Origin of the sequence: Priestia sp. TGN 0903, assembly GCF_050846855.1 — a bacterium.
Taxonomy (GTDB): Bacteria; Bacillota; Bacilli; order Bacillales; family Bacillaceae_H; genus Priestia; species Priestia zanthoxyli.
Genome location: NZ_JBOZGL010000004.1, coordinates 294,624 through 316,198, shown reverse-complemented (window position 1 = coordinate 316,198; position 21,575 = coordinate 294,624). Strand labels below are relative to the sequence as shown.

Sequence of the window (21,575 nt, the reverse complement as noted above, 5' to 3'; positions counted from 1 at the left end):
AACACTATAAAAGGAGTGTCGAAATTGGGATATTGTAAAGAGTGTGGACATCAGTTAACCAATGAGCATCAATTTTGTCCAGAGTGTGGACATCCCGTCGAAAGAAAAGAGACTTCTAGCCAAGGAGCAAAATCACAGCGTTACGTAGAACCCGCATCAGCTTCAGTAGAGGAAGAGAGAGGATCGGTAAAACCTCCGAATAAAAAAACAAAGATTATTGTGATTTCAGTTATAGCAGCAGCTGCTATACTCGGCGGTGCTTATTACGGAATAGACAAAACAATGATGGCGCCTAAAGCCGTGTCAGAAAAATTTATTGCTTCAGTAAAGGGTAATGATGTTGATAAAGTAAAAAAATATGTAAATGATGGTCAAATTCAACTAGAAGCCAACGATGAGCAAACAAAATCATTTATTACATATCTGCACGAAAATCCAGATGTTATGAAATCGATTTCTGAAGGGTTAGCGGCAGATAGCAGAGCGCTTGAAGCAGGAGTTCCAAGCGAAGATCACTCTTCATACGCTAAGCTAGAACAAGACGGAAAGAAATGGGGAATCTTTGATCATTACACGGTACAAGTAAACCCTGTGTATGCAAAAGTTCAGTCTACAGAAGACGCGACAGCGGTATATATTGACGGTCAAAAAGCTGGAACGGTAAGCAGTGATTCTTCTAAAAAGGTTGGCCCATTTTTACCTGGTACGCATACATTAAAAGGTGAAGTGCAAAATGATTATGGGAAAGTTGAAAACGAACAAGAAATTGACGGTACGGAAGGCCAAGATGTGAACGTTGAGTTTGATTGGTCAGATCATGCGGTATACATCTCTTCAGATTATGATGACGCGACGTTGTACGTTAATGGTAAAGACACAAAAACAGAAATTGGCGATATTGATTATCTAGGTCCACTGCCAATGGACGGTTCAGTAAAACTGTACGCAAAACGTGGAGAAAAGAAAACGGAAGAAGTTTCAATTAAAAAAGGCATGGAAGATGTTGCACTTAATTTTGATGAAGAAAATACGACAGAAGCTACGGCAAAAGCGTCGGCCCCTTCTAAGAATCAAGAGACGACGGACAAAGGTTCAGAAGTTAATTCTGGAGTATCTACTAGTGAAGTTTCTAGTTTTATTGAACAATATATGTACGCTACAATTTCCTCAATTAACAGTGGAGACTTCTCTATTGCAGAGCTTTATATCGATTCTAACGGACCAAAATACAAGGAACAAAAAGATTATACCGCTTACCTAATCAAAAAAGGAATAACAGAAGATTTATTAAGTTTTAACGTAAACAGAGTAACAAAACTAGATGACTCTATGTATAAAGTATATACAACAGAAGAGTATGATATTTCGTATGGAGACGGATCTGTTAAATACAAAAAATTCAACAGTATTCATAAAGTAAAAGAATTATCTGATGGAAGTTTGAGAGTTTATCAGCTTATTAGTTCAACGGAAGTAAAGTAAAAGCTGATAAATAGACCCTGAAACAGAAAAAAACGCAGTAAGGAAAAACAATAAAAAAAGACGTCTTCTATGAGAAGACGTCTTTTTATGTATTAAACCCAATACCTGACTGCCGATCCTGAAATAAATTGTTATACGCAGTAGAAATCAGTACGACCACACACGCACAAATCATAATAATACCTAAATATCCCCAGCCTGCTTGAGTATTAATGGCCACAATCGCGCTAGCCGCCGCGGGAGGATGAACGGTTTTGGTAAGAATCATTAAAATAAGAACAAAAGCGAGCACAATCGCTATGGTGATTAGACTTCGATGAAATAAACTCCAAATAATGAGTGCCGAAACCGTTGCTAGTAAGTGACCTCCAAGCACGTGGCGCGGCTGTGATAAAGGCCCTTTATGAGCACCGAAGACAAGTACGCAGGTGCGCCAATTGGAGCGAGTGCCATTGGATAACCAAGCGCTAGTGCAATCGCGCTGCTGATGATAATCGCAATTAAGCCTCCAATAGAAGAAACGACTGCATCTCTATAATTGATTTTCGGTTCTTCTTTTAATTCTCCTTTCATCTTTTTCGTATAAGAGCTTAAGTAAGACAGAAAGGGGCTTTTTGTTTGTGAAAAACTTTTTTCGAATTCCATTTCTTATTTCCTTTCCCTTGTGTAAGTAAAAGTTGTTTGTCAAGTTGTATGTCAGAACATCTGCTATAATAAGTTAGTTTATAAGAAAAGAAGGATTACTAAAAGAGGAAAAACGACTTTTTTTAGTGGAAACTCTTTTTGTGAACCAAAAAAGGTGTGATAGAGGGGAAAAGGGTCTCCATGTGCAGTAAGTGCAGGAGAGATGTATAATAAACCTAGAGGTGACTAATTATGTATCTAGTAGACTACCATCATCACACAAATAATTCATTTGACTCACAGGCAGTCATGAAAGAAGTGTGCGAGCAAGCTGTAAAAAACGGCATAAACGAAATTTGTTTTACCGAGCACTTTTCATTAAACCCATTAGCGCCAACTTACGGTCATATGGATTTTGATAAATATGAACAAGAACTAGCGGAATGCAGAGATCGGTTTCAAGGTCAGCTAGTGATTAAAAAAGGAATTGAAATTTGTGAGCCGCACTATTTAAAAGAAAAATATCAAAAAACAATGAATCAGGAGAACTTTGATTTTATTTTAGGGTCTGTTCATAACATTAATAACATCAAGCTTCGCAAACATTTAGAACTCAACGACAAAGAAGCGATTTACCGCGCTTATTTTAACGAAATGTATAAGCTAGTAAGCGACGCCGACATTGACGTATTGGCTCATTTAGATTTAATGAAGCGCTATGCGTTTGAGCAATACGGCATTTACGACTTTCATCAATTCAAAGATATTCTTGCAGATATTTTGAAAAAAGCAATCGAGCGCGATATCGGAATTGAAATTAATACTTCAGGTATAAGAGGGAAACTGGGCGAAGCGCTGCCGGCACTTGAAGTTGTTGGGCTATACCGCGATTTAGGTGGAGAAATTTTAACGATTGGATCGGATTCACATTTTGCAGAAACCGTAGGAGCACATATGAAAGAAGCGACTGAAATGGCGAAACAGTGCGGATTTACGGAAATTTATACGTTTGATCAACGTAAGCCAAAAGGAATTCGTATTTAATATGAGCGTATTTCACTTTCTTCATAATGAAAAGCATAGATTTCTTCCGTTGAAAGTAAAAGAAATAGAAGCTGCGGAGCAAAGATTAGGAACGAAATTTCCAGCAGAGCTCCGTCAATTTTATGTAGAAATAGGATATAGCTTTGCAAATAGGAATGAAACAACTGCTTTTCAGCGAATTATAGATCTAGACAGCGCAGTAGACTTGCATTTACGTGAAGACTTTTACGAGCATGATCCTGATTTAGATATGTATGATGAAAGAGAAGGCTTTCTTTTCTTTGAAGTCGTAGAAGGATTGTATTTTGAAGTAAGGTGGGGCACAGTGGATGCTTCGCCACTGTACTTTATGAATACACGAATCTCAGACTCTCTTCAAGCGTTTTTTGAACAGCTTAATTGCGACAGCCATTTCCATGAAAAAATGTTAGAAGAATAATATTTTTTGCAAAAAGCACGCTCTAATATGAGCGTGCTTTTTTAATTTACTGTTGCTTGAACTCCGATAAAAATCTCCGGACTTCTTCGACGGTCAACCCTAGCTTGCGAGCTGATTCCATAAGGCTTATCCATTCTTGATCAATTGACAGTACATTTTCTTTTTTCATTACGACTCATCCACCCTTTGCCAGGGAACCCAGCCGTCGTAGCCAAAAGCGGCCTTAGACCTGAAGCTTTGCGTCACTATTTTTCAATAGTTTTGCCCTTATCTGGATAATTTGTAATAGTGTTCTTAGTATACAGTCATTTTACAAGATAAAATTTGTAAAAGGTGTCGAAACGGGTCGATTGTCATAAAAAAATTAAAAGTCAGATAATAGATGCATCAGTTTGTTCTTCGGAACTTTAAATAGTACTGAAATTCAATAAATTCTTCTTTGGTCATGCCGTCTCGAATAGCTCGTTCAATTAAATAAAGCCATTCTTGGTTGAGACTTGGCTTTGAAGTTAGAGCTGGACGGCTAATATCGCCTTCAATTAATTCATCGATTGTTGTATGAAGAGAAGAAGCAATTTTATCAAGCATTTGAAGAGAAGGGTTATTATTTAACCCTTTTTCTAAATGAGATAAGTACGATTTTGAAATATTAGCTTCTTCAGCTAAGCGTGTAATAGAATAGCCTTTTTTTAATCGCAAATTTTTAATCTTTTCTCCTATCACTTCAGTTCATCCTCTTTTTATTGGTTTTTTGTTCATTATAACGTATAAAAACGTTTTGTGACCGTTTTTATATCAAAAATGTTCTTTATAAAGAATTATTTAATGCTTTTTATTATGAGACATATTAACTAATTCACGCCTAGTTCATATAACCGGTGCACAATAAAAACAGAAAACATTGAACAGGAGAGATAAACATGACTTGGAAAAACGAATGGACAAAGTGGATTACGTACAGCGAGCTGCCAAGCCTATTAAAAAAACAAATGAGTGAAATGACCAAAAGTGAACGAGAAGATGCCTTTTACAAACAGCTTGAATTTGGCACAGGAGGAATGAGAGGCGAGCTTGGTGGGGGGGCCGAATCGTATGAATATCTATACCATTCGAAAAGTCACGGCTGGACTTGCTGCATACATCGAAGAAAACGGAACGGAAGCTAAAAAACGAGGAGTCGTGATTGCGTATGATTCCCGCCATGGTTCAGCAAAATTTGCTTTAGAAGCAGCTAAAACACTAGGAACTTAGGGAATTAAAAGCTATGTATTTCAAGAGATGCGTCTAACACCAGAACTATCATTTGCCATCCGTTATCTTCGTGCTTACGCTGGCATTATGATTACAGCGAGTCACAACCCCGCAGAATACAATGGCTATAAAGTATATGGAGAAGACGGAGCGCAGCTTCCTCCTAGAGGGGGGATATTATCGTCATGCATATGAATAAAATCGAAAATGAACTGCTGCTGGAATTAAAAGACGAACGTGAACTTCTGAGATTAAATCTAGTAAGCTATATCGGCGAAAACCTGGATCAAGTGTATCTTGATTACGTAAAAGGACTTCAGCTAAACAACGATGGGGTAAAAACAAACCTGCATATTGTTTATACGCCGCTTCACGGTACAGGACAAACGCTTGTGCCTCAAGCACTTCAAAACGCCGGGTTTTAGCACATCACAATTGTTAACGAGCAAAAAAATCCCGATCCTAACTTTTCAATTCTTTCATCTACTAATCCAGAAGAAGCACAGGCTTTTCAGCTGGCAATTCAGTATGGAAAAGAAAAAGCTACGGATTTATTGCTTGCTACAGATCCAGATGTTGACCGGTTAGGAGTGGCAGTGAAAAATGACAGCGGTGAATACGTTCTATTAACAGGAAATCAAACGGGCGCTTTATTGCTGCATTATATGCTGTCACAGAAACAAGAAAAGGGAGTACTTCCAGATAACAGCGTAATCCTTAAAACAATTGTCACATTAGAATTAGGACGTGCAATCGCAGAAGATTACGGTGTACAAACAGTTGGTACGCTAACTGGCTTTAAATACATTGCAGAAAAAATAGAAGAATATAAAAGAGAAGGAACGAAAACGTTTCAATTCGGCTACGAAGAAAGCTATGGCTATTTAATCGGTGACTTTGTTCGGGATAAAGATGCCGTGTAGGCAGCGGTGATGATTGCTGAAGCTGCGGCTTATTATAAGCAGCAAGGAATGACGCTTTATGATGGACTAACTCAACTTTATGAAACATACGGCTATTACAAAGAGTCTCTTACTTCTTTCACTTTAAAAGGAAAGGACGGAGCAGAACAAATCAGCGGTATCGTGAACAGGTTCCGTGAGCACTCTCTGACAGAAATAGCAGGTGCGGCAGTCGAGAAAATAGAAGACTATCAAAGCGGAAAAAGAACGAACTTACTTACCGCTCAGCAAGAAACAATGGACTTGCCTTCATCAAATGTACTCAAATTTTGGCTGCAAGACGGCTCCTGGTTTGCGATTCGACCGTCAGGCACAGAGCCGAAAATAAAGTTTTATTTTGGAGTAAGGCAAGGGTCGGAGGGGGAGAGCAAAGAGCGGTTGGAAGAAGTGGAAGTGAATGTAATGAAATTTATGAAAAAGATGGTTAAATAATAAAAAGACAACGATATAAATTAGTGCCTTTAATATAAGTGAGTCATCTCAAAAGATGACTCACTTTAATTCTTTTTGTCTTAAAACTCCCTGTTGTTTCTTTACTTTCTTTTTGATACCATGATGATCTTTATAGATGGACATGAGTATTATGAAAAGAGAAGTAGCCGCTATGATAATATCAATGAAGTTTCAGTAGCTTTTTCTCTTTCAAGTTTTCCATCATTATGTTGTAAGTGATTAATGGCGATACTTGTTTCAGGAGGTTTCTGCCCAATGGCTTGAAGAAGATTCTTAATTGGCAAAATTATTTTGTTTGAGCTCTTTTTCGATCTTACATGTATGTTGGTACGGTTTAATTGCAATTATAAACTCTTTTCTTGTTACCTAATTCAAAGCAATGTTGAAATTTATTCCTGCAAAAAATAAACGGAGAATAGGTGTTGATTTTGTAGGAGAACATATCAAAGGATGCAGTAACATCATATAACGAAGGAAGTAATAACTCTGTCATCCTTGTCGATATAAATAATCTTTTAGGTAATTGTTGATATTCCACAATAATCGCTAGTAAGTAGAAAATGGTTTTTAGACAAAATACAAGTCTCCATAGCTTAATAATTATGAGGTCTTGTATACAGTTTATAGGTCCTTTTATTACTGATTTCGTCACTACTTAAAATATGAAACGTACCTCTTTGATAATTATGCTAAACATAAATGTAATGGGTAAGGTGATTCTTAATTTTTTATCTATGTTTTCCTCTGATATATTTGACAAGAATAGCTTTCATTTAACTAAAATAAGAAAGACGATATAAAATCATCTTTCTAAAACTTACTTACTATTACTGTCTATTATGATATATTTTGGACTACCATTTATATAAAGATTTTTATTAGTTTTTTTATTTAAAAAACTAATTTGTTGTCCCGCAAAAGAAAACACTGGACCTTTTATTTTATTGTCTGAGAATGATATTGTTTCAGGATTATTTGAGCTCCAATAAACAATAATCTCTTCTTTTTTGTCGCTAACAAATCTTAAAACATACTTGTCAGGGTCGCCAACATCGATTCTATTTTTGAATGTATAACCGGATAACCTATAAGTCATGTTGTTGATGGCATTATACGCGGGTTTAGGAAGATTAACGTCATACCTTCTTATCCCAAAATTGTGTTCTTTATTTTTAGGATCGATTCCGTCATTTTTCCAACCATATACAACACTTATCGGAATATCATATAATAAGTTAATTAAATACATCCTTACTAGATAATCAGCTTGTTGCTGTTCAGATATAGATTTACCATACCAACCTTTTGTGTTTGAATATCCCCATTCTCCAGATATGATAGGGATTTCCTTGTCAGAGTATTTATTCATTAAAACCCGAATAGATTTATAGTCTTTGCCCACAGTCTCAGGATTAATACCACGGTACGGATGAACCGATAAGGCATCAATATATCTTAATGTTCCTTCTTTAAAGATCCCATTTAACCATTTCAAAGAATCAGGAGTAATTCCGGCTAAAGCAGGAGCTACAACAATCGCACTAGGGTCATTCTTTTTAATGGTTTTTGAAGCTCTTTTTACCAATTGAGAATATTCTTTATAGTTAGGTTGCGTTTCCCAAAAGTCAGTTAAATTAGGTTCATTCCATATTTCCCAAATGACACCCTTATTTTTATAACGGTAAGATGCTGCATCTACATATCTTATAAATGCATCTTGTCCCTTTTTAGTGTTGACCTCCCTTTCGTATTCGTACAATTCATTATTGTAATCAAGAATATAATAAGGCCTAATCCCTTTTTCAATTAGTGAGTTAGTTAGTAAATCGTACCCTTGTTTTTTGAATTCGTATTTACCGGGCTCTTTTTCGATGGTGTGCCAGAATAAGTCTTCTCTTAGAATCTTAAACCCTGCATCATCCACCATATCTAAATCTATTGGGTTACCGCTAAAATGCACACTAATTCCTAAGCCGTTAGGAACGGTCTTTGATTGAAGAATTGAACGGTAATTTTTTTTCTTTTCGTTCTTTTGAAAGTTGTTTTGGTAAAAGGAATAAAAAGCAACTACAATAAGGATTACCACAATAAATAAAAAAACGGTTAGTTTTTTAGACCTCAATTGATTCATCAATAGTTCCTTTCCATATCTAATAAAAAAGAGAAAACGATTTAGATTGTTTTCTCTTTTAAAACAGTAGTACCTAAAATTCGTTTTCTTTTTTCAGGTGGTACTATTATTTCTTTACTTGCACATCTGTTAAACCATTGTATAAAATGTTCATTATCTATTATGGATATAACCCCCAAGCAAAAGAGGAAGCTAATAAAATTAGTGTACATAATTGGCTCAGAAGCTGATGAGATGACAATAAATATAGTAAATATGAAAGCTGTAAAAACTCTATGTGTAGAAGCTATCTTCTTAAATAAAGTAATTAATGGAACGAGGTAAAATATAGCTCCCGCAATCCCTTGTTGGAAAAGCATAGAGATAAAACCATTTGAATTATTAGGTACACCAACCATATTTTGGTAACCTTCGTTATTTAAGAACCCCCAACCAGTAAAAGGTTTTTGAAGGAATAATTCCCAACCCACTAATAAATCGTCTTGACGAAGGCTATAAGAACGCTGACCCCCACCAGATACCTTCTGATTAAACAAGTAGATAGCTACAAAAAAGCCGACCGCTACTAAAGGTATAAGCAAATAATACTTTAAGAAAAGAGTAGCTTGTGTTTTAGGTTTGAATTTCAGGAATGCTACTAGTAAGATCATAAGGCAAATGATATTACCTGTTGTACTGAACGTTGTAATTAGGTTGATTAATAGTACAGTTAGAATCTTTTTATTTACTTTTTTACTAAAGAACAATTGGTAAATCAATGCATAGTTTAAGTATATTTGCCAAACACCTGGTTCCCAAAATATTGAGTTATTACGGAAAACATTTACACCATACCAACTTGTAATTTGACCGTGAAAATGTAACCCTAACCAAACTCTATACGGCTTGTCATTTATAACCTCTGTACTTGGTGGTAGTATACTTAAAATATCAAAAAATAAATAAGTAAATAACGTATATACTGCGATACCCACAATAAGATTATGAAAAATCTTAAATAGGTTCTTTTCGCCTATCATGCAATATTTAATGATAAGTAAAACCACTACAAATTTGACAATAAACGTTACGTACTGCAGAATGCCAACTGGTACTGTTATAAAGTTAAACCCAATGAACAAAATAGGGATAAGAGATAGGTAGGTTAAATATCTCTTGTATACGAGGACTGTGAGTATAGCTGGGATACTTAGACCTAGTAGTAATGCTTGAGCTACGTTAGGATATTTTTGATCTAATATCGCTCCACTTGAAAATATAATGAGAAATGCTAAAAGATAAAGGTAGATGCTAATAATTATATTTTTTGAGATTTGACCAGTTTTCATACGAGCTCCTTTTCAGTGGGATAGTCTTTTAGTAATTTTATACCATTATCCATTTGCTATCAATACTCTTTATTTACACGTAAGTGGTCAAATCTTCAAATCTAGATTACGTACTAATTCTTTCCGAAAAATAGATAGCCATTTTATCAGCCGCTTGTGATTCCCCTAGTAGGGGCTAAATTAATGGGTTGTATCCTACTGTGGCAATGAACGTTTTGTATACAACGGCAGCGTCAGCGTTTAAGGATTTTAGAAAATCTAATAAATAAGGGAATCTATTACGTGAGGTAATGATTCCTCTCCTCAATACTATACGCTTGTAGGTGTTCGATTAATTTCAAATATTTGAATTTTTCTGTATCAATAGAGGTAATACATTAATTGGTTTCAATACCTTTAAACATTTGATTAATCGTACTACGGGTTCTTTTTTTAAACCATTTTATATGTTTCTCTATCTTATGATTCCTACAAAACTCTTGTTATAAGCCTATAAACTATGATATTTTCCTCGAACTCTAAATACGAATGTAACTTTGTTTTCGCGAAAAGTTAGGAACACCAAAATCAATTTACTCCTTGCGCTTTCCGCAGATATGGTACTATATATGCCTGAATTCGAATCCCTAAAAGTCTTTACATCTGTTGTATTTGTTAAGGTAAACAGGGCAGGATTCTGACTTTAGGTAAACAAAATGCAGGTGTTATACTGTATATGGTATCCCATCCCCTGATTGAATAACAATGTTATTGATAATCTTTTTATCTTCAAGAGGTTTAAGAATAAATATTGCATTTTTAAAATTTAATTTTGTATAAAGAAATGTTTTAAGCGAATTTAACTAAAAAGATTGAAAAATGTCGAAAGTCTGCCGATATAACGAAGGAAAATAGATAAATAGATAAATAGACAAGGAGACAAGTAGACAAGATGAAAAAGATTTTACCTGTTTTACTAATGCTAAGTTTACTAATGATGTTCAGCTATAGCGCTACAATCAAGACTGTACAGGCAGCCGAAACAGAGCCAACGGTATCAGTGAAATTAAAAAATTATTTAGGGAATCAATCCAGTATTAAAATTAAGCCATCGCAGTCCTATACGATTGCAGACAGCAAAATAACGCTTCAAGCTAATGCAGAGTACGAAGTAAAAGTAGCGGGGAGCGAAGTTAAACTACTGCATAACCAAGAAGTACTTGGTGAATTCGATAGCTTCACTGCTAAACCTTCTACATACGAAGCCTTCCTTTCTATTAATAACCGAAACTATCTAGGAAGCATGCAGTTTACAAACGAAAGCAGCAAATATGTCAGACCAATTAATGCCCTCCCTATGGAAGACTATTTAAAAGGCGTTATTCCAAAAGAAGTATATACGTCTTGGCATGGTGACGCATTAAAATCTCAGGCTGTTGCTGCGAGAACATACGCGTTAAGCTATGCAAGTAAAATTATTGATGATACAACAAGTTTTCAAGTATACGGAGGATGTGAATGGTACAACAGCACCAACAGCGCAGTTGATGAAACGTTCGGAAAAGTATTAAAGTACAATGGTGCGCTAATTAACTCTGTGTTTTCTTCAAGTAACGGCGGAATTATTGAATCCGACTACAATGCGTGGGGAAAAGCTTCTAATCCTTACTTTCAAGTGAAAACTGATCCGTACGATCCTCAAACAAAATGGTCAGTAACAATTCAAAAACAGCAAATTGACCTATCTACAAAAGATTTGAAAAATCCAGATGCTTGGTGGAATCAAACAAAAGAAGCAGATGAAAAAATCGCAGGCAAAATTAAAGCGCAAATGCAAACGCAGACTCAATTTAAAGGAAAAGACGTTAAAATTGTGGGCATTTCTAAAGTTAACCTTTATCAAGCCACGTCAGGTCAGCGCATGAGCAAAGGAGATATCAGTGTAACCTACGTGATGAAAGGTGAAGTGGACCAAGACAATAAGCTTGCGGTTAAAACATGGAATCGAATTGGAGACAAAGCAGATAACATTCGATTTATGCTTGACGGAACTCGCTTTAAAAGCCTAATGATCACTAAACAATATCCAGATACTCAAACAATCACTATTGAAGGAAAAGGAAACGGACATGGAGTTGGCTTAAGTCAATTCGGAGCGAATGGAATGGCTGCTCAGGGAAAATCATATACGGATATACTGAACTTTTACTATCCGGGAGTAAGCTTAGTCTCTCACTACACGGATAAATATCCTCGAATAAACGTTCCAATTCCAGCTCAAGTAAATCCAATCAAGGCTGGCGATAGCAAACTATCAGGAACAGCTGAACCTAATTCAATCATCTACGTAAAAGTGTGGCCGGATACGGTTGCGACAGGGAAAACAGACGCTGCAGGAAACTTTTCGTTTGACGTGCCAAAACAACAAGCAGGGACGATGCTTCACGTACTAGTGAAAGGTCAAGGCGGCTACAGTACGTATACTAAAATTTATGTACAGTCTGATACAGCCCCTGAAGCAGCAGAAGTAAATGAGTTAAATGACGGGGATACACAACTAACGGGAACAGCAGAGCCAAACTCAACGATCTACGTAAAAGTGTGGCCGGAAATTATTGCGACAGGAAAAACGGATAATGCAGGAAACTTTTCAATTACGATTCCAAAGCAGCCGGCGGGCAAACAGCTTCACATATTAGTGAAAGGTCAAGGCGGCTACAGCAAATATACCAAAATCTATGTGCAGTCCGATACAGCCCCTAAAGCCTCAAAAGTTAACGCTATTTCCAGTCAGGATACTAAGATTACGGGAAGTGCGGAGCCAAGCTCAACGATCTACATAAAAGTATGGCCAGATATTATTGCGACAGGAAAAACAGATAACGAAGGAAGTTTTTCAATCACCGTGCCAAAGCAAAAATCCGGGACCCTTCTGCATGTGTTAGTGAAAGGTCAAGGCGGCTACAGTACGTATACAAAAGTGACGGTGAAATAAAAGAATACAAGATTTTTAGCATAAGAAAAAAGCATGCAGTTCTGCATGCTTTTTTCTTATGCTTTTACAGACGTTTTTCTCGCTCGATACAACAGATATAAAGCAATGGCTGCACCTAGTGAATCAACAGCTACATCTATAATCCGGCCATCTCGGCCGATAATAAACGCCTGATGCACTTCATCTATAAATGCAAACGCAGCTACACACAGCCATGCTTTTATGTAACGATAGCGCTGCTTTTTTAAATTCCAGTAAAAAAGTAGGCCTAGCATGCCGAAAAAAGAAAGGTGGGCAATTTTTCGCACAATGAACTCAACGTTAAAGCCGTAGCTATAGGCGGTGAAAAATTCACTGCCAGGGTGCAGTACAGACCAAAGCGTGGCGCTGTGATCCCAAACGGATGGATTCGTCCAGCTAGAAGGATCCATTACCTCTAAATGCGGAGTGTGGGAGAACTTTGAAATAGATAATAGCAAAAGAACTAATAATACACGTTTTAAAATCATAAAAAAACTCTTTTCTCTACAAAATTTTCACTTAATGATAAAAAAAGATGGTGAAAAATGCAAGGAATTAGTTAGAGTATATGACTTTATTGAGTCTTATTAACTACATATTAATTAGGTTAAAATGACTATTCATTGAGTTTATTTTCGACGAAAAAGCAACAATGAAGGCAATGGTTGCGTTTTCAATATAACGAACGAAAAATCATATTTTTATCAGAAATTTAAAAATAAATAATTCTCTAGGCTCAATAAATACAAGGGTTTCACTGATAAAATAGGTTTTGTGGAGTAAATTGGAATAAAATTCTTTTAAATGAAAATAGATCTAATTATTATAAAAAATTAGTATATGATTATAACGTTTATCATGATAAGAAAAGACTATTTAAGATACAAAAAACGTCATAATAAGAAGAAATTTGGTCATTTGATAATTTTCGACAAAATAAGACATTGAAGGGTTAATATGCCTATGGTAGTATTTCATAAGTATAAACTAGTTCATATAGCTTATTTGGAGAAGAAGGAGGAAATAAAAAATGATTGATCTTCACTGTCATATTTTGCATGGTATCGACGACGGTGCTAAAACCATAGAAGACAGCTTACAAATGGCAGAGAAAGCAGTAAGTGAAGGAATTCATACAATTGTTGCAACTCCTCACCACCACAATGGCCAATACATAAATGAAAAAAATGAAATTATACAGCGAGTGGAACGATTAAATACTCATCTGCATCAAGAAAATATCCCTCTTACGATATTACCAGGTCAAGAGTCTCGTATATATGGAGAAATTATTGAAGACTATCAAGATGGTAAAATACTCACTTTAAATCAAACAGATAAATACCTGTTTTTAGAACTGCCATCCAGCCAAGTGCCGAAATTCACAGAAAAATTAATCTACGACATCCAGTCGGAAGGGCTAACACCTATTATTGTTCATCCTGAGCGAAACAGCAGGCTTATAGAAGATCCAGATATTTTATATAACCTTGTGAATAAAGGAGTTCTCACTCAAATTACTGCATCCAGCTTAACAGGAAGGTTCGGTAAAAAAATCAAGAAATTTTCTATGGATTTAATTGAGGCAAATTTAACTCATATGATTGCTTCTGACGCACATAATCTTTCGAGAAGGAACTTTTACATGCAAGAAGCAAGCGAGTGGGTTGCTTCTGAATATGGTATGGACACGCTGTACATGTTTTATGAAAATGCAGAAGCTGTTATAAAAGGCTACGTTTGTTTTCAAGATACGCCCCAGCAAGTGAAGAAGAAAAAGTTTTTAGGGATCTTTTAAAAGACAGAATTCCTGACAACTTTCTTCTTTTTTTAGTGAAGGTGGATTAATATTCAATAAAAGTTACAAATATTAAAAAATGGTGATATCTCCTAACCACTATCAAAGGAGATACTCGGCTGTACTGTGGGTGCTCAAACACCTTAGACACGATTGTTGTCAAGAGTATAGTGTGAGGACGGGTTAGATGCCCAAAATTTAATTATGTAAATACTTATGAAAGAGCTGTATATGTACAGCTCTTTCATAAGTATTTACATCTCGTACATACCTAAATCAGTAAATAAAAAGAGAGAATGAGGGATGATGAATTGATGAAAAAAGTAAAAAAAGCAATTATTCCAGCAGCAGGGCTTGGAACACGTTTCCTGCCAGCTACAAAAGCAATGCCAAAAGAAATGCTTCCAATTGTTGATAAGCCAACGATTCAATACATCGTCGAAGAAGCGATTGCTTCAGGGATCGAAGACATCATTATCGTAACTGGTAAAGGCAAACGAGCGATTGAAGATCATTTCGACTTTGCACCTGAGCTGGAAAATAATCTAGTTTCAAAAGAGAAGTTTGATATTTTAGAAAAAGTACAACAATCATCGAACGTAGAAATTCATTACATTCGTCAAAAAGAACCAAAAGGGTTAGGGCATGCGGTATGGTGTGCACGTAAGTTTATTGGAGACGAGCCTTTTGCTGTCTTACTTGGTGATGACATTGTACAAGCGGAAACACCATGTCTTCGCCAGTTGATGAATGAATATGAACAAACGTTGTCTTCAGTAATCGGCGTTCAAACGGTGCCTGATAATCAAACGCACCGCTATGGAATTATTGATCCCGTTTCAAACGACGGCCGTCGCTATCAAGTAAATACGTTTGTCGAAAAACCGGCAGCTGGTACGGCTCCTTCGAATCTAGCAATTATGGGACGCTACGTATTTACACCTGAAATCTTTAAATTTTTAGAAGAACAAGAAGTAGGAGCCGGCGGTGAAATTCAATTAACGGATGCTATTCAAAAGTTAAGCGGAATTCAGCGTGTATTTGCGTATGATTTTGAAGGCACACGTTACGATGTTGGAGAAAAGCTAGGGTTTATTGAAACAACAATTGAATTTGCTTTACAACGTAAAGAATTACGTAGTGATCTACTAAATTTAATGCAAACTCTAATTGAAAATGAAAGAAAAATTCACATTAATTAAAACTATGGAGGGAAGTGAGGAGGAACATGGAACAACAAATAGCAAATTCGAAAAATAATACGCATATTATTAACCCTCAGATAATTGTCAAGGACAATTATATTTATATTCTAAGTAAAAGAATTTTAGATACAGTAGGTGCTCTTATAGGGCTTATAGTTCTTTCCTTAGTATTCATGATTGTCGCTATTGCTATTAAAGTCGAAGATCCACGAGGTCCTATCTTTTTTTCTCAAATAAGGGTTGGAAAAAATGGTGAAGAATTTAAAATGTATAAGTTCCGCTCTATGGTAACAGATGCAGAAGAAAGACTACAGAACTTATTGACATTGAATGAAACAACAGGTGCTATGTTTAAAATGAAAAATGATCCGAGAGTAACAAAGATAGGTCAATTAATTAGAAAAACAAGTATAGACGAATTACCTCAGCTTTGGAATGTAATGAGAGGGGATATGAGTTTAGTAGGCCCTCGACCTCCTTTAGCAAGAGAGGTTGCGGAATACAATGAGGACCATAAGCAAAGATTATTGGTAAAACCTGGATGTACAGGTCTTTGGCAGGTAAGTGGTCGTAGTAATATAGGTTTTGAAGAAATGGTTAAATTAGATATCCATTATATTCAAAATAGAAATTTATTCTTTGATATTAAAATTATATTTAAAACAATAGGACTGTTAACAGGTTCTAAGGATGCTTATTAAACATATTAAGATGGAGAAAATACTTTGCTGAAAATTACTACATTTAACTTGCTATTACGTATTATTACTTTAGGAAGTAAGTTCTTACTTATGTTAGGAATAACTAAATTTTTAACACCTAGTCATGTAGGGATATATGGAATGATAACTACTACTATAGGTTTAGCTATTTACATAGTAGGAATGGATTTCTACGTATTTAACACTAGAGAAATGCTATCAAGTGAAGCACAAAATAGTGCAGTTTTGATTAAAGATCAATTTATAGTACATTTTATAACTTATTGTATTACATTGCCGTTATTGCTTGTAATCTTTGTGATTAATGTACTCCCTTGGGAATATGCAGTAATATTTTATTTACTTTTAATTATGGAGCATATTTCACAAGAATTTAACCGTATATTTATTACATTATCTAAACCGGTTGTTGCTAACGTCACACTCTTTTTCAGAAGTGGAGCGTGGGCATATGTAACTATTGTTATGTTGTATATGAATCCAACTAATCAAACTTTGTGGACTGTATTATTAGCATGGGCCATAGGGGTAGCTATTAGTATTCTCTTAAGCTTATATTATTTGAAAGACTTAGAGTGGTATAGTACAAGTAAAACAAAAGTTAATTGGAAATGGATTAGACGAGGATTAAATGTTGCTTTTCCATTATTTATAGCTAACATTGCTGTTAAATTAACAGAGTTCTTAGATAGATACATTATAAGTTTTCACTACAATAAAGCACTAGTAGGGGTTTATACTTTTTACGGAAGTTTAGCTAACTTACTAGTTATATTCGCTAATACAGGGATTATTATGATTTTGAGTCCTAAAGTAGTTAAAAGTTATCAAGAAGGAAATTATAAGAGTTATAAAATTCATATGAAAAAAATGACCCTAGGGGTAATAAGTTCTACTGTAGCTATAAGTTTAGCTTTAATTGTAGGTATATTTGTGGTTATTGATTTGATAAATAAACCTTTATACTCGGGTTACTTATCTGCCTATTGGCTTTTAATTGTAGCTTATGGATTTTCTGTATTATCTTTACTTCCTCATTACTCTCTTTATGTTCGATTTAGGGATAAAGACATCATTAAATCTAGTTTTATTGCTCTTTCTGTAGCAGTCTTAATGAATTTAACACTGGTCCCTAGGTATGGTTTAGTGGGAGGTTCTTTAAGTACAGCAACAGGATTTTTAACTCTACTTATTTGCAAATTAGTTTATGCATATAAGATTTCTCGTGCTTAATTGTTTTGTGAATTTATACTAATATTTGCGATTAAGAGGTATAGTGTATGACTAAAAATGTTTTATTTATTCAAGCTCATGAAGCAGACAAAGCGGTCTTCTTTAGTAGCATAGCTAATTTTTTACAAGGAAAGGGTATACATACTAAACATCTCACCTTTAGAAGGTTAGAGAAATATGTATATAAAAAAAATGGTGTATTTGACACAGTCTTCTTGCCGCGGGTTTTAAAGGAGTATGATCATATTCTTTCTGTTGAAGATGAAAAAAAATATGATTTGAGCAAGCTACTGTTTTACACCTTAAAGTTGAATAGTTTAAATAATTACTCTTTTGACACAGACAATATTTCCAGTAATGCAAGGAGGTATTTGAATTTCTTAAAGGAATTACACTCCTCCCAAAAAATAGACTTAATTATTATGTGGAATGATACTTTTATGTATGATAGTCTTTCTAAAGCTTTTGCTTCAAATTTTAATATACCAACATTAATATTTGAAGCCGGTATATTTAGGCCTAATACTATTACTATGGATAGCAAAGGTGTTAATTATGGCAACTCTGTACCAGAGGACCAGTCATACTATAGTAATGTAAAATATGAGAAAGATTTTATAAATTCCTTAACAGACATAAAATTTGAAGATAAACTGTATTCATTTGAGTTACCTAAATTAAAGAAATTTTATTTATTAGAACGCTCAAAAGACAAGTTGTTTAGTAAAGTACTGAAACAAGAATTAGATTTGGAAATAATATACGAAAATACTTTACAAAAGGTTAAGAAAAGAATAGAAAAAAGAAAAAAAGTGAATGATTATTCATTGTTTAAAGAGTTACCCAGTAGGTATCTTTTTATTCCATTTCAAGTACATGATGATTCTCAGGTTCTCCTAAATTCTCCTTATATAAATAGTATGGAAGAGCTAGTTGAAATTATTGATTATAATTTGGAACAGTATAATGCGCAATACAATGACGATTTATTTGTAGTCTTCAAAGAACATCCCGCGGATAAAGGGAGAACAAATTATTCGAGTTTATATGATAAGTACAAAGATAATAAACGCTTAATCTTTATGACCGAAGGAGAGACTTCTAAGCTTTTAAAGAATAGTCAAGGTGTAATTACAATAAATTCCACAGTCGGTATAGAAGCTCTACAACAGTATAAGCATGTTATAACCTTAGGGAATGCGTATTACAATATCAATGGTTTAGTACAAATCTGCTCTGACGCCAGCAAACTTTATGAACACATTAACCATATAGTAAATAATGATGTAGATATACATTTAATCAATCAGTTTATTCATTATTTGAGGTTTAACTATCAATTAGAAGGAAATTGGCGTAAAGGAAGTTTTGATGTATTCTACCTTGAATCAACTTTAACCAGATTATTGAATAGTTAAATAAATATTTATAAAGTTTAGTTATAGTATGAAAACTTAAAAAATAAGGATGAATGAAAATGCGAATAGGCATTGATGGTAGAAAACTTTCAGAAAATAAAACGGGTATAGGTAATTATTTAGAAAATATATTAGAGGAAATATTAAATCTAGATCAAGAAAATGAATATGTCATTTTTACAGATAAGCCAGTAAACAAGGAATTTGAAAATCGTAATGTGAATTATGTTGTAATAAATGATTTTAAAAGTATTATACCAATCACTCAAATATACAGACCGATTTGGTTGAATGTTTTGCTAATGAAACACCTAAAAAATATAGATATTTTTTGGGGACCAGATTTCCTAAGTCCCTTGGGTTTTTCAGGAAAAAAAACCTTGATTACAATCCATGACTTGGCATTTATTGATGTGAATGAGCACCATTCTAAATTTCATGCGATGTACTTCAAAACTTTTTTAAAGTTTAATTTAAGAAAAGCCCCTAATGTATTGACAGTTTCTCAGTATTCTAAGAAGAGAATATTAGAACACTATCCTGAGGTTTCAGCAGAAAAAGTTAATATTACTTATTGTTCATACAATAGTAAACAGTTTAACATCGAATTCGATACTCAACATGCAGAGAAAATTAGGGAAATTCATCAATTACCTCGTAACTATATGTTGTTTGTAGGTACTACGACCGCTCGAAAAAACTTAGTTAATGTTGTAAAATCTATTGCTTATCTTAGTGAAAAAAACGTAGATGTATTAGATTTAGTAGTTGTGGGAGCTAGAGGTAATGGTTTAAAAGAATTAATAAAGCTAGTTAAAGAATTAAAAATTGATAGCAAAATTCATTTTTTAGGATATGTGGATGATTGTGATATACCATATATTTACAAATTAGCGGACTTATTTTTATTCCCATCCCTTTATGAGGGATTTGGTATCCCATTACTAGAATCTATGTCTACAAGTACTCCCATTATTACTTCTAGTACAACTTCATTGCCAGAAGTAGCAGGAGATGCAGCAATTATTGTTGACCCTTACTCATATACAGAAATAGGGAATGCAATTGAATTAGTCTTAGATTCTTCAACTTTGAAAGAAGAGCTAAGAGCTAAAATGTCAACTCAAATTAATAAATTCTCTTGGCAGGAAAGTGCCAAACAATTTTTAAAAACTTTAAATAGTTTAAAAAGTATTACTAACACAGGAGATTTTAAATGAGAGTTCTTTTTATTGCGACCCAGTATCCGTACCCTAAAGATAATGGGAAAAAAATAATTTTAGCTAGCATGTTAGAATATTTTATACACAAATATGGTTCCAAGAATGTTGAATATATTTTAGTTGGAAACGAAAAAGGTGAGGAAAAACCTAACATTAAAGTAAAACAATTCATTGGTTCTAATAATATGAATAAAGTCAAGAATATATTAATTTATTCAGGGCTTCTTCAAAAAAAGAGCATTCAAGAATCAGTTTTATACAGTAACTTAATTGCAAAAGATATTAAACAATATATAAATCAAAGTAACTTTGATATCGTAATCTATGACACTATTAGAGTATCTCAAATGTTTGAAAAGGAAAAAAATAACAATACTAGAGAATTTGTTTATTTAGATGATTTATTTTCTGTGAGATACGCCAATATGTTGAGAGTTATGAATGAATTTCCCGGTATGAAAATTAATACATTAGGTAATTTCGCTAAACAACTGCCTAATGTAGCCCAAAAGTTAGTTTCGTTTGAATTAATTAATAAATTATTATTGAAATTCGAAAAGAAAATTATATACAAAAGAGAGATTTATACCGCAAGAAATTTTAAGAATACCTTGCTTATTAGCCAAAATGAAGTAGAAGTTTTAAAGGAAAGAGCAAATGTTTCAACTATAAAGTCCATTCGTCCAATTGTTTCTGGAGAAGAAATTAAATATAGTCGAGATTTTAAAGGTAATCCTTCTTTTATTTTTTTGGGTGCTTTAAATATACCGCATAATAATGTTTCAATTACTTATTTTATTAAAAACAATATTGAAACATTAATAGAGAAAATCCCTGACGTGAAATTACTTATAGTAGGAAAAAATGCTGATCAAGAATTAATAAAACTTTCTAAGAATTACAAAGACAATATAAAAATTATGGGTTATGTAGAAGATTTAGATAAATTATTTAATGAGGCATGTGCTATGATAATACCTTTGCTATTTGGCAGCGGGGTTAAATTAAAAACAATAGAAGCTTTGTCGAGAGGGCTACCTGTAATTTCGACTGACTTTGGTGTTGAAGGCATCGATTTGCCGAATAAAGGCGAATATATAAAGGAGAATGACCTCAATAAATATGCGTATCATATGAAACAGTTATGTGATGAGCAAGTAAATTTAGAAATGTCAAGGTTAGCTTATGACTTTTATGTACGGAACTACTCTAAAGAAGCAGTGTTTGCGCAATATGAAAAAGTCTTTGAAGAAAAATAAGAAGAGGT

At 34.2% G+C, this 21,575-nt stretch carries 18 protein-coding genes, 1 pseudogene and 1 riboswitch; of the genes and pseudogenes, 12 read left to right on the top strand and 7 right to left on the bottom strand.

The genetic code is table 11. From position 1 onward, the window contains the following. The first annotated feature begins 24 nt into the window (after window positions 1-24). Window positions 25-1,482 (top strand): zinc ribbon domain-containing protein, encoded by a 1,458-nt coding sequence (locus tag ACRPLY_RS16030; protein WP_432231997.1) that lies wholly within the window; start codon window positions 25-27, stop codon window positions 1,480-1,482. A gap of 85 nt (window positions 1,483-1,567) precedes the next feature. Here ACRPLY_RS16030 and ACRPLY_RS16025 read toward each other — a convergent pair whose 3' ends face one another. Next, window positions 1,568-1,858, bottom strand: a complete 291-nt coding sequence (locus ACRPLY_RS16025; protein ID WP_432231996.1) for an HPP family protein — start codon at window positions 1,856-1,858, stop codon at window positions 1,568-1,570. Beyond that, window positions 1,837-2,127 carry a hypothetical protein gene (locus ACRPLY_RS16020; protein WP_432231995.1) on the bottom strand — a complete coding sequence of 97 codons (291 nt, stop codon included), beginning with the start codon at window positions 2,125-2,127 and terminating at the stop codon, window positions 1,837-1,839. Before ACRPLY_RS16020 ends, ACRPLY_RS16025 begins: the two co-directional genes overlap by 22 nt. 231 nt (window positions 2,128-2,358) lie before the next feature. Between ACRPLY_RS16020 and ACRPLY_RS16015 the strand changes: the two genes are divergently transcribed. Further along, window positions 2,359-3,150 carry a histidinol-phosphatase HisJ family protein gene (locus tag ACRPLY_RS16015; RefSeq protein ID WP_432231994.1) on the top strand — a complete coding sequence of 264 codons (792 nt, stop codon included), beginning with the start codon at window positions 2,359-2,361 and terminating at the stop codon, window positions 3,148-3,150. Window position 3,151: 1 nt separating this feature from the next. Beyond that, on the top strand, window positions 3,152-3,589 hold the full coding sequence (locus ACRPLY_RS16010) for an SMI1/KNR4 family protein (protein ID WP_432231993.1): 438 nt from the start codon (window positions 3,152-3,154) through the stop codon (window positions 3,587-3,589). A gap of 46 nt (window positions 3,590-3,635) precedes the next feature. Here the strand turns inward: ACRPLY_RS16010 and ACRPLY_RS16005 are convergent, their stop codons facing one another. Then, complete coding sequence (locus ACRPLY_RS16005; RefSeq protein ID WP_195695136.1) at window positions 3,636-3,758, bottom strand: anti-repressor SinI family protein; 123 nt, start codon at window positions 3,756-3,758, stop codon at window positions 3,636-3,638. A gap of 20 nt (window positions 3,759-3,778) precedes the next feature. Beyond that, window positions 3,779-3,865: riboswitch (cyclic di-GMP riboswitch) on the bottom strand. Between the two features lie 111 nt (window positions 3,866-3,976). Then, on the bottom strand, window positions 3,977-4,312 hold the full coding sequence (locus tag ACRPLY_RS16000) for a helix-turn-helix domain-containing protein (RefSeq protein ID WP_432231992.1): 336 nt from the start codon (window positions 4,310-4,312) through the stop codon (window positions 3,977-3,979). A 197-nt stretch (window positions 4,313-4,509) separates the two neighbouring features. Between ACRPLY_RS16000 and ACRPLY_RS15995 the strand changes: the two are divergent. Next, window positions 4,510-6,234: pseudogene (locus ACRPLY_RS15995) on the top strand (phospho-sugar mutase). 838 nt (window positions 6,235-7,072) lie between these two features. On the opposite strand, the gene ACRPLY_RS15990 reads toward ACRPLY_RS15995, so the two are convergent. Both ACRPLY_RS15990 and ACRPLY_RS15985 read right to left on the bottom strand, forming a co-directional pair. Next, entirely contained in the window at window positions 7,073-8,386 is a 1,314-nt protein-coding gene (locus ACRPLY_RS15990; RefSeq protein WP_432231991.1) for a cellulase family glycosylhydrolase, read from the bottom strand. Window positions 8,387-8,427: 41 nt separating this feature from the next. Then, window positions 8,428-9,714, bottom strand: coding sequence for an O-antigen ligase family protein (locus ACRPLY_RS15985; RefSeq protein WP_432231990.1), 1,287 nt, complete (start codon window positions 9,712-9,714; stop codon window positions 8,428-8,430). 931 nt (window positions 9,715-10,645) lie between these two features. Between ACRPLY_RS15985 and ACRPLY_RS15980 the strand changes: the two genes are divergently transcribed. Continuing rightward, complete coding sequence (locus ACRPLY_RS15980) at window positions 10,646-12,688, top strand: SpoIID/LytB domain-containing protein (RefSeq protein WP_432231989.1); 2,043 nt, start codon at window positions 10,646-10,648, stop codon at window positions 12,686-12,688. Between the two features lie 56 nt (window positions 12,689-12,744). Here the strand turns inward: ACRPLY_RS15980 and ACRPLY_RS15975 are convergent, their stop codons facing one another. Further along, complete coding sequence (locus ACRPLY_RS15975) at window positions 12,745-13,197, bottom strand: VanZ family protein (RefSeq protein ID WP_432231988.1); 453 nt, start codon at window positions 13,195-13,197, stop codon at window positions 12,745-12,747. Window positions 13,198-13,739: 542 nt separating this feature from the next. On the opposite strand from ACRPLY_RS15975, the gene ACRPLY_RS15970 reads away from it, so the two are divergent. From ACRPLY_RS15970 to ACRPLY_RS15940, 7 genes are all read left to right on the top strand, one after another. Next, window positions 13,740-14,507, top strand: a complete 768-nt coding sequence (locus ACRPLY_RS15970; protein ID WP_432231987.1) for a tyrosine-protein phosphatase — start codon at window positions 13,740-13,742, stop codon at window positions 14,505-14,507. A 314-nt stretch (window positions 14,508-14,821) separates the two neighbouring features. After that, window positions 14,822-15,709 carry a UTP--glucose-1-phosphate uridylyltransferase GalU gene (gene galU / locus ACRPLY_RS15965; protein ID WP_432231986.1) on the top strand — a complete coding sequence of 296 codons (888 nt, stop codon included), beginning with the start codon at window positions 14,822-14,824 and terminating at the stop codon, window positions 15,707-15,709. 26 nt (window positions 15,710-15,735) lie between these two features. After that, the gene (locus ACRPLY_RS15960) at window positions 15,736-16,413 is read left to right on the top strand and encodes a sugar transferase (RefSeq protein ID WP_432231985.1); all 678 of its coding nucleotides are present in this window, start codon (window positions 15,736-15,738) and stop codon (window positions 16,411-16,413) included. Between the two features lie 24 nt (window positions 16,414-16,437). Further along, window positions 16,438-17,667, top strand: a complete 1,230-nt coding sequence (locus ACRPLY_RS15955; protein WP_432231984.1) for an oligosaccharide flippase family protein — start codon at window positions 16,438-16,440, stop codon at window positions 17,665-17,667. Window positions 17,668-17,714: 47 nt separating this feature from the next. Continuing rightward, window positions 17,715-19,085, top strand: coding sequence for a hypothetical protein (locus ACRPLY_RS15950; RefSeq protein ID WP_432231983.1), 1,371 nt, complete (start codon window positions 17,715-17,717; stop codon window positions 19,083-19,085). A gap of 59 nt (window positions 19,086-19,144) precedes the next feature. Further along, window positions 19,145-20,305 carry a glycosyltransferase family 4 protein gene (locus ACRPLY_RS15945; protein WP_432231982.1) on the top strand — a complete coding sequence of 387 codons (1,161 nt, stop codon included), beginning with the start codon at window positions 19,145-19,147 and terminating at the stop codon, window positions 20,303-20,305. Next, window positions 20,302-21,567, top strand: coding sequence for a glycosyltransferase family 4 protein (locus ACRPLY_RS15940; RefSeq protein ID WP_432231981.1), 1,266 nt, complete (start codon window positions 20,302-20,304; stop codon window positions 21,565-21,567). Before ACRPLY_RS15945 ends, ACRPLY_RS15940 begins: the two co-directional genes overlap by 4 nt. The last annotated feature ends 8 nt before the right edge of the window (window positions 21,568-21,575 follow it).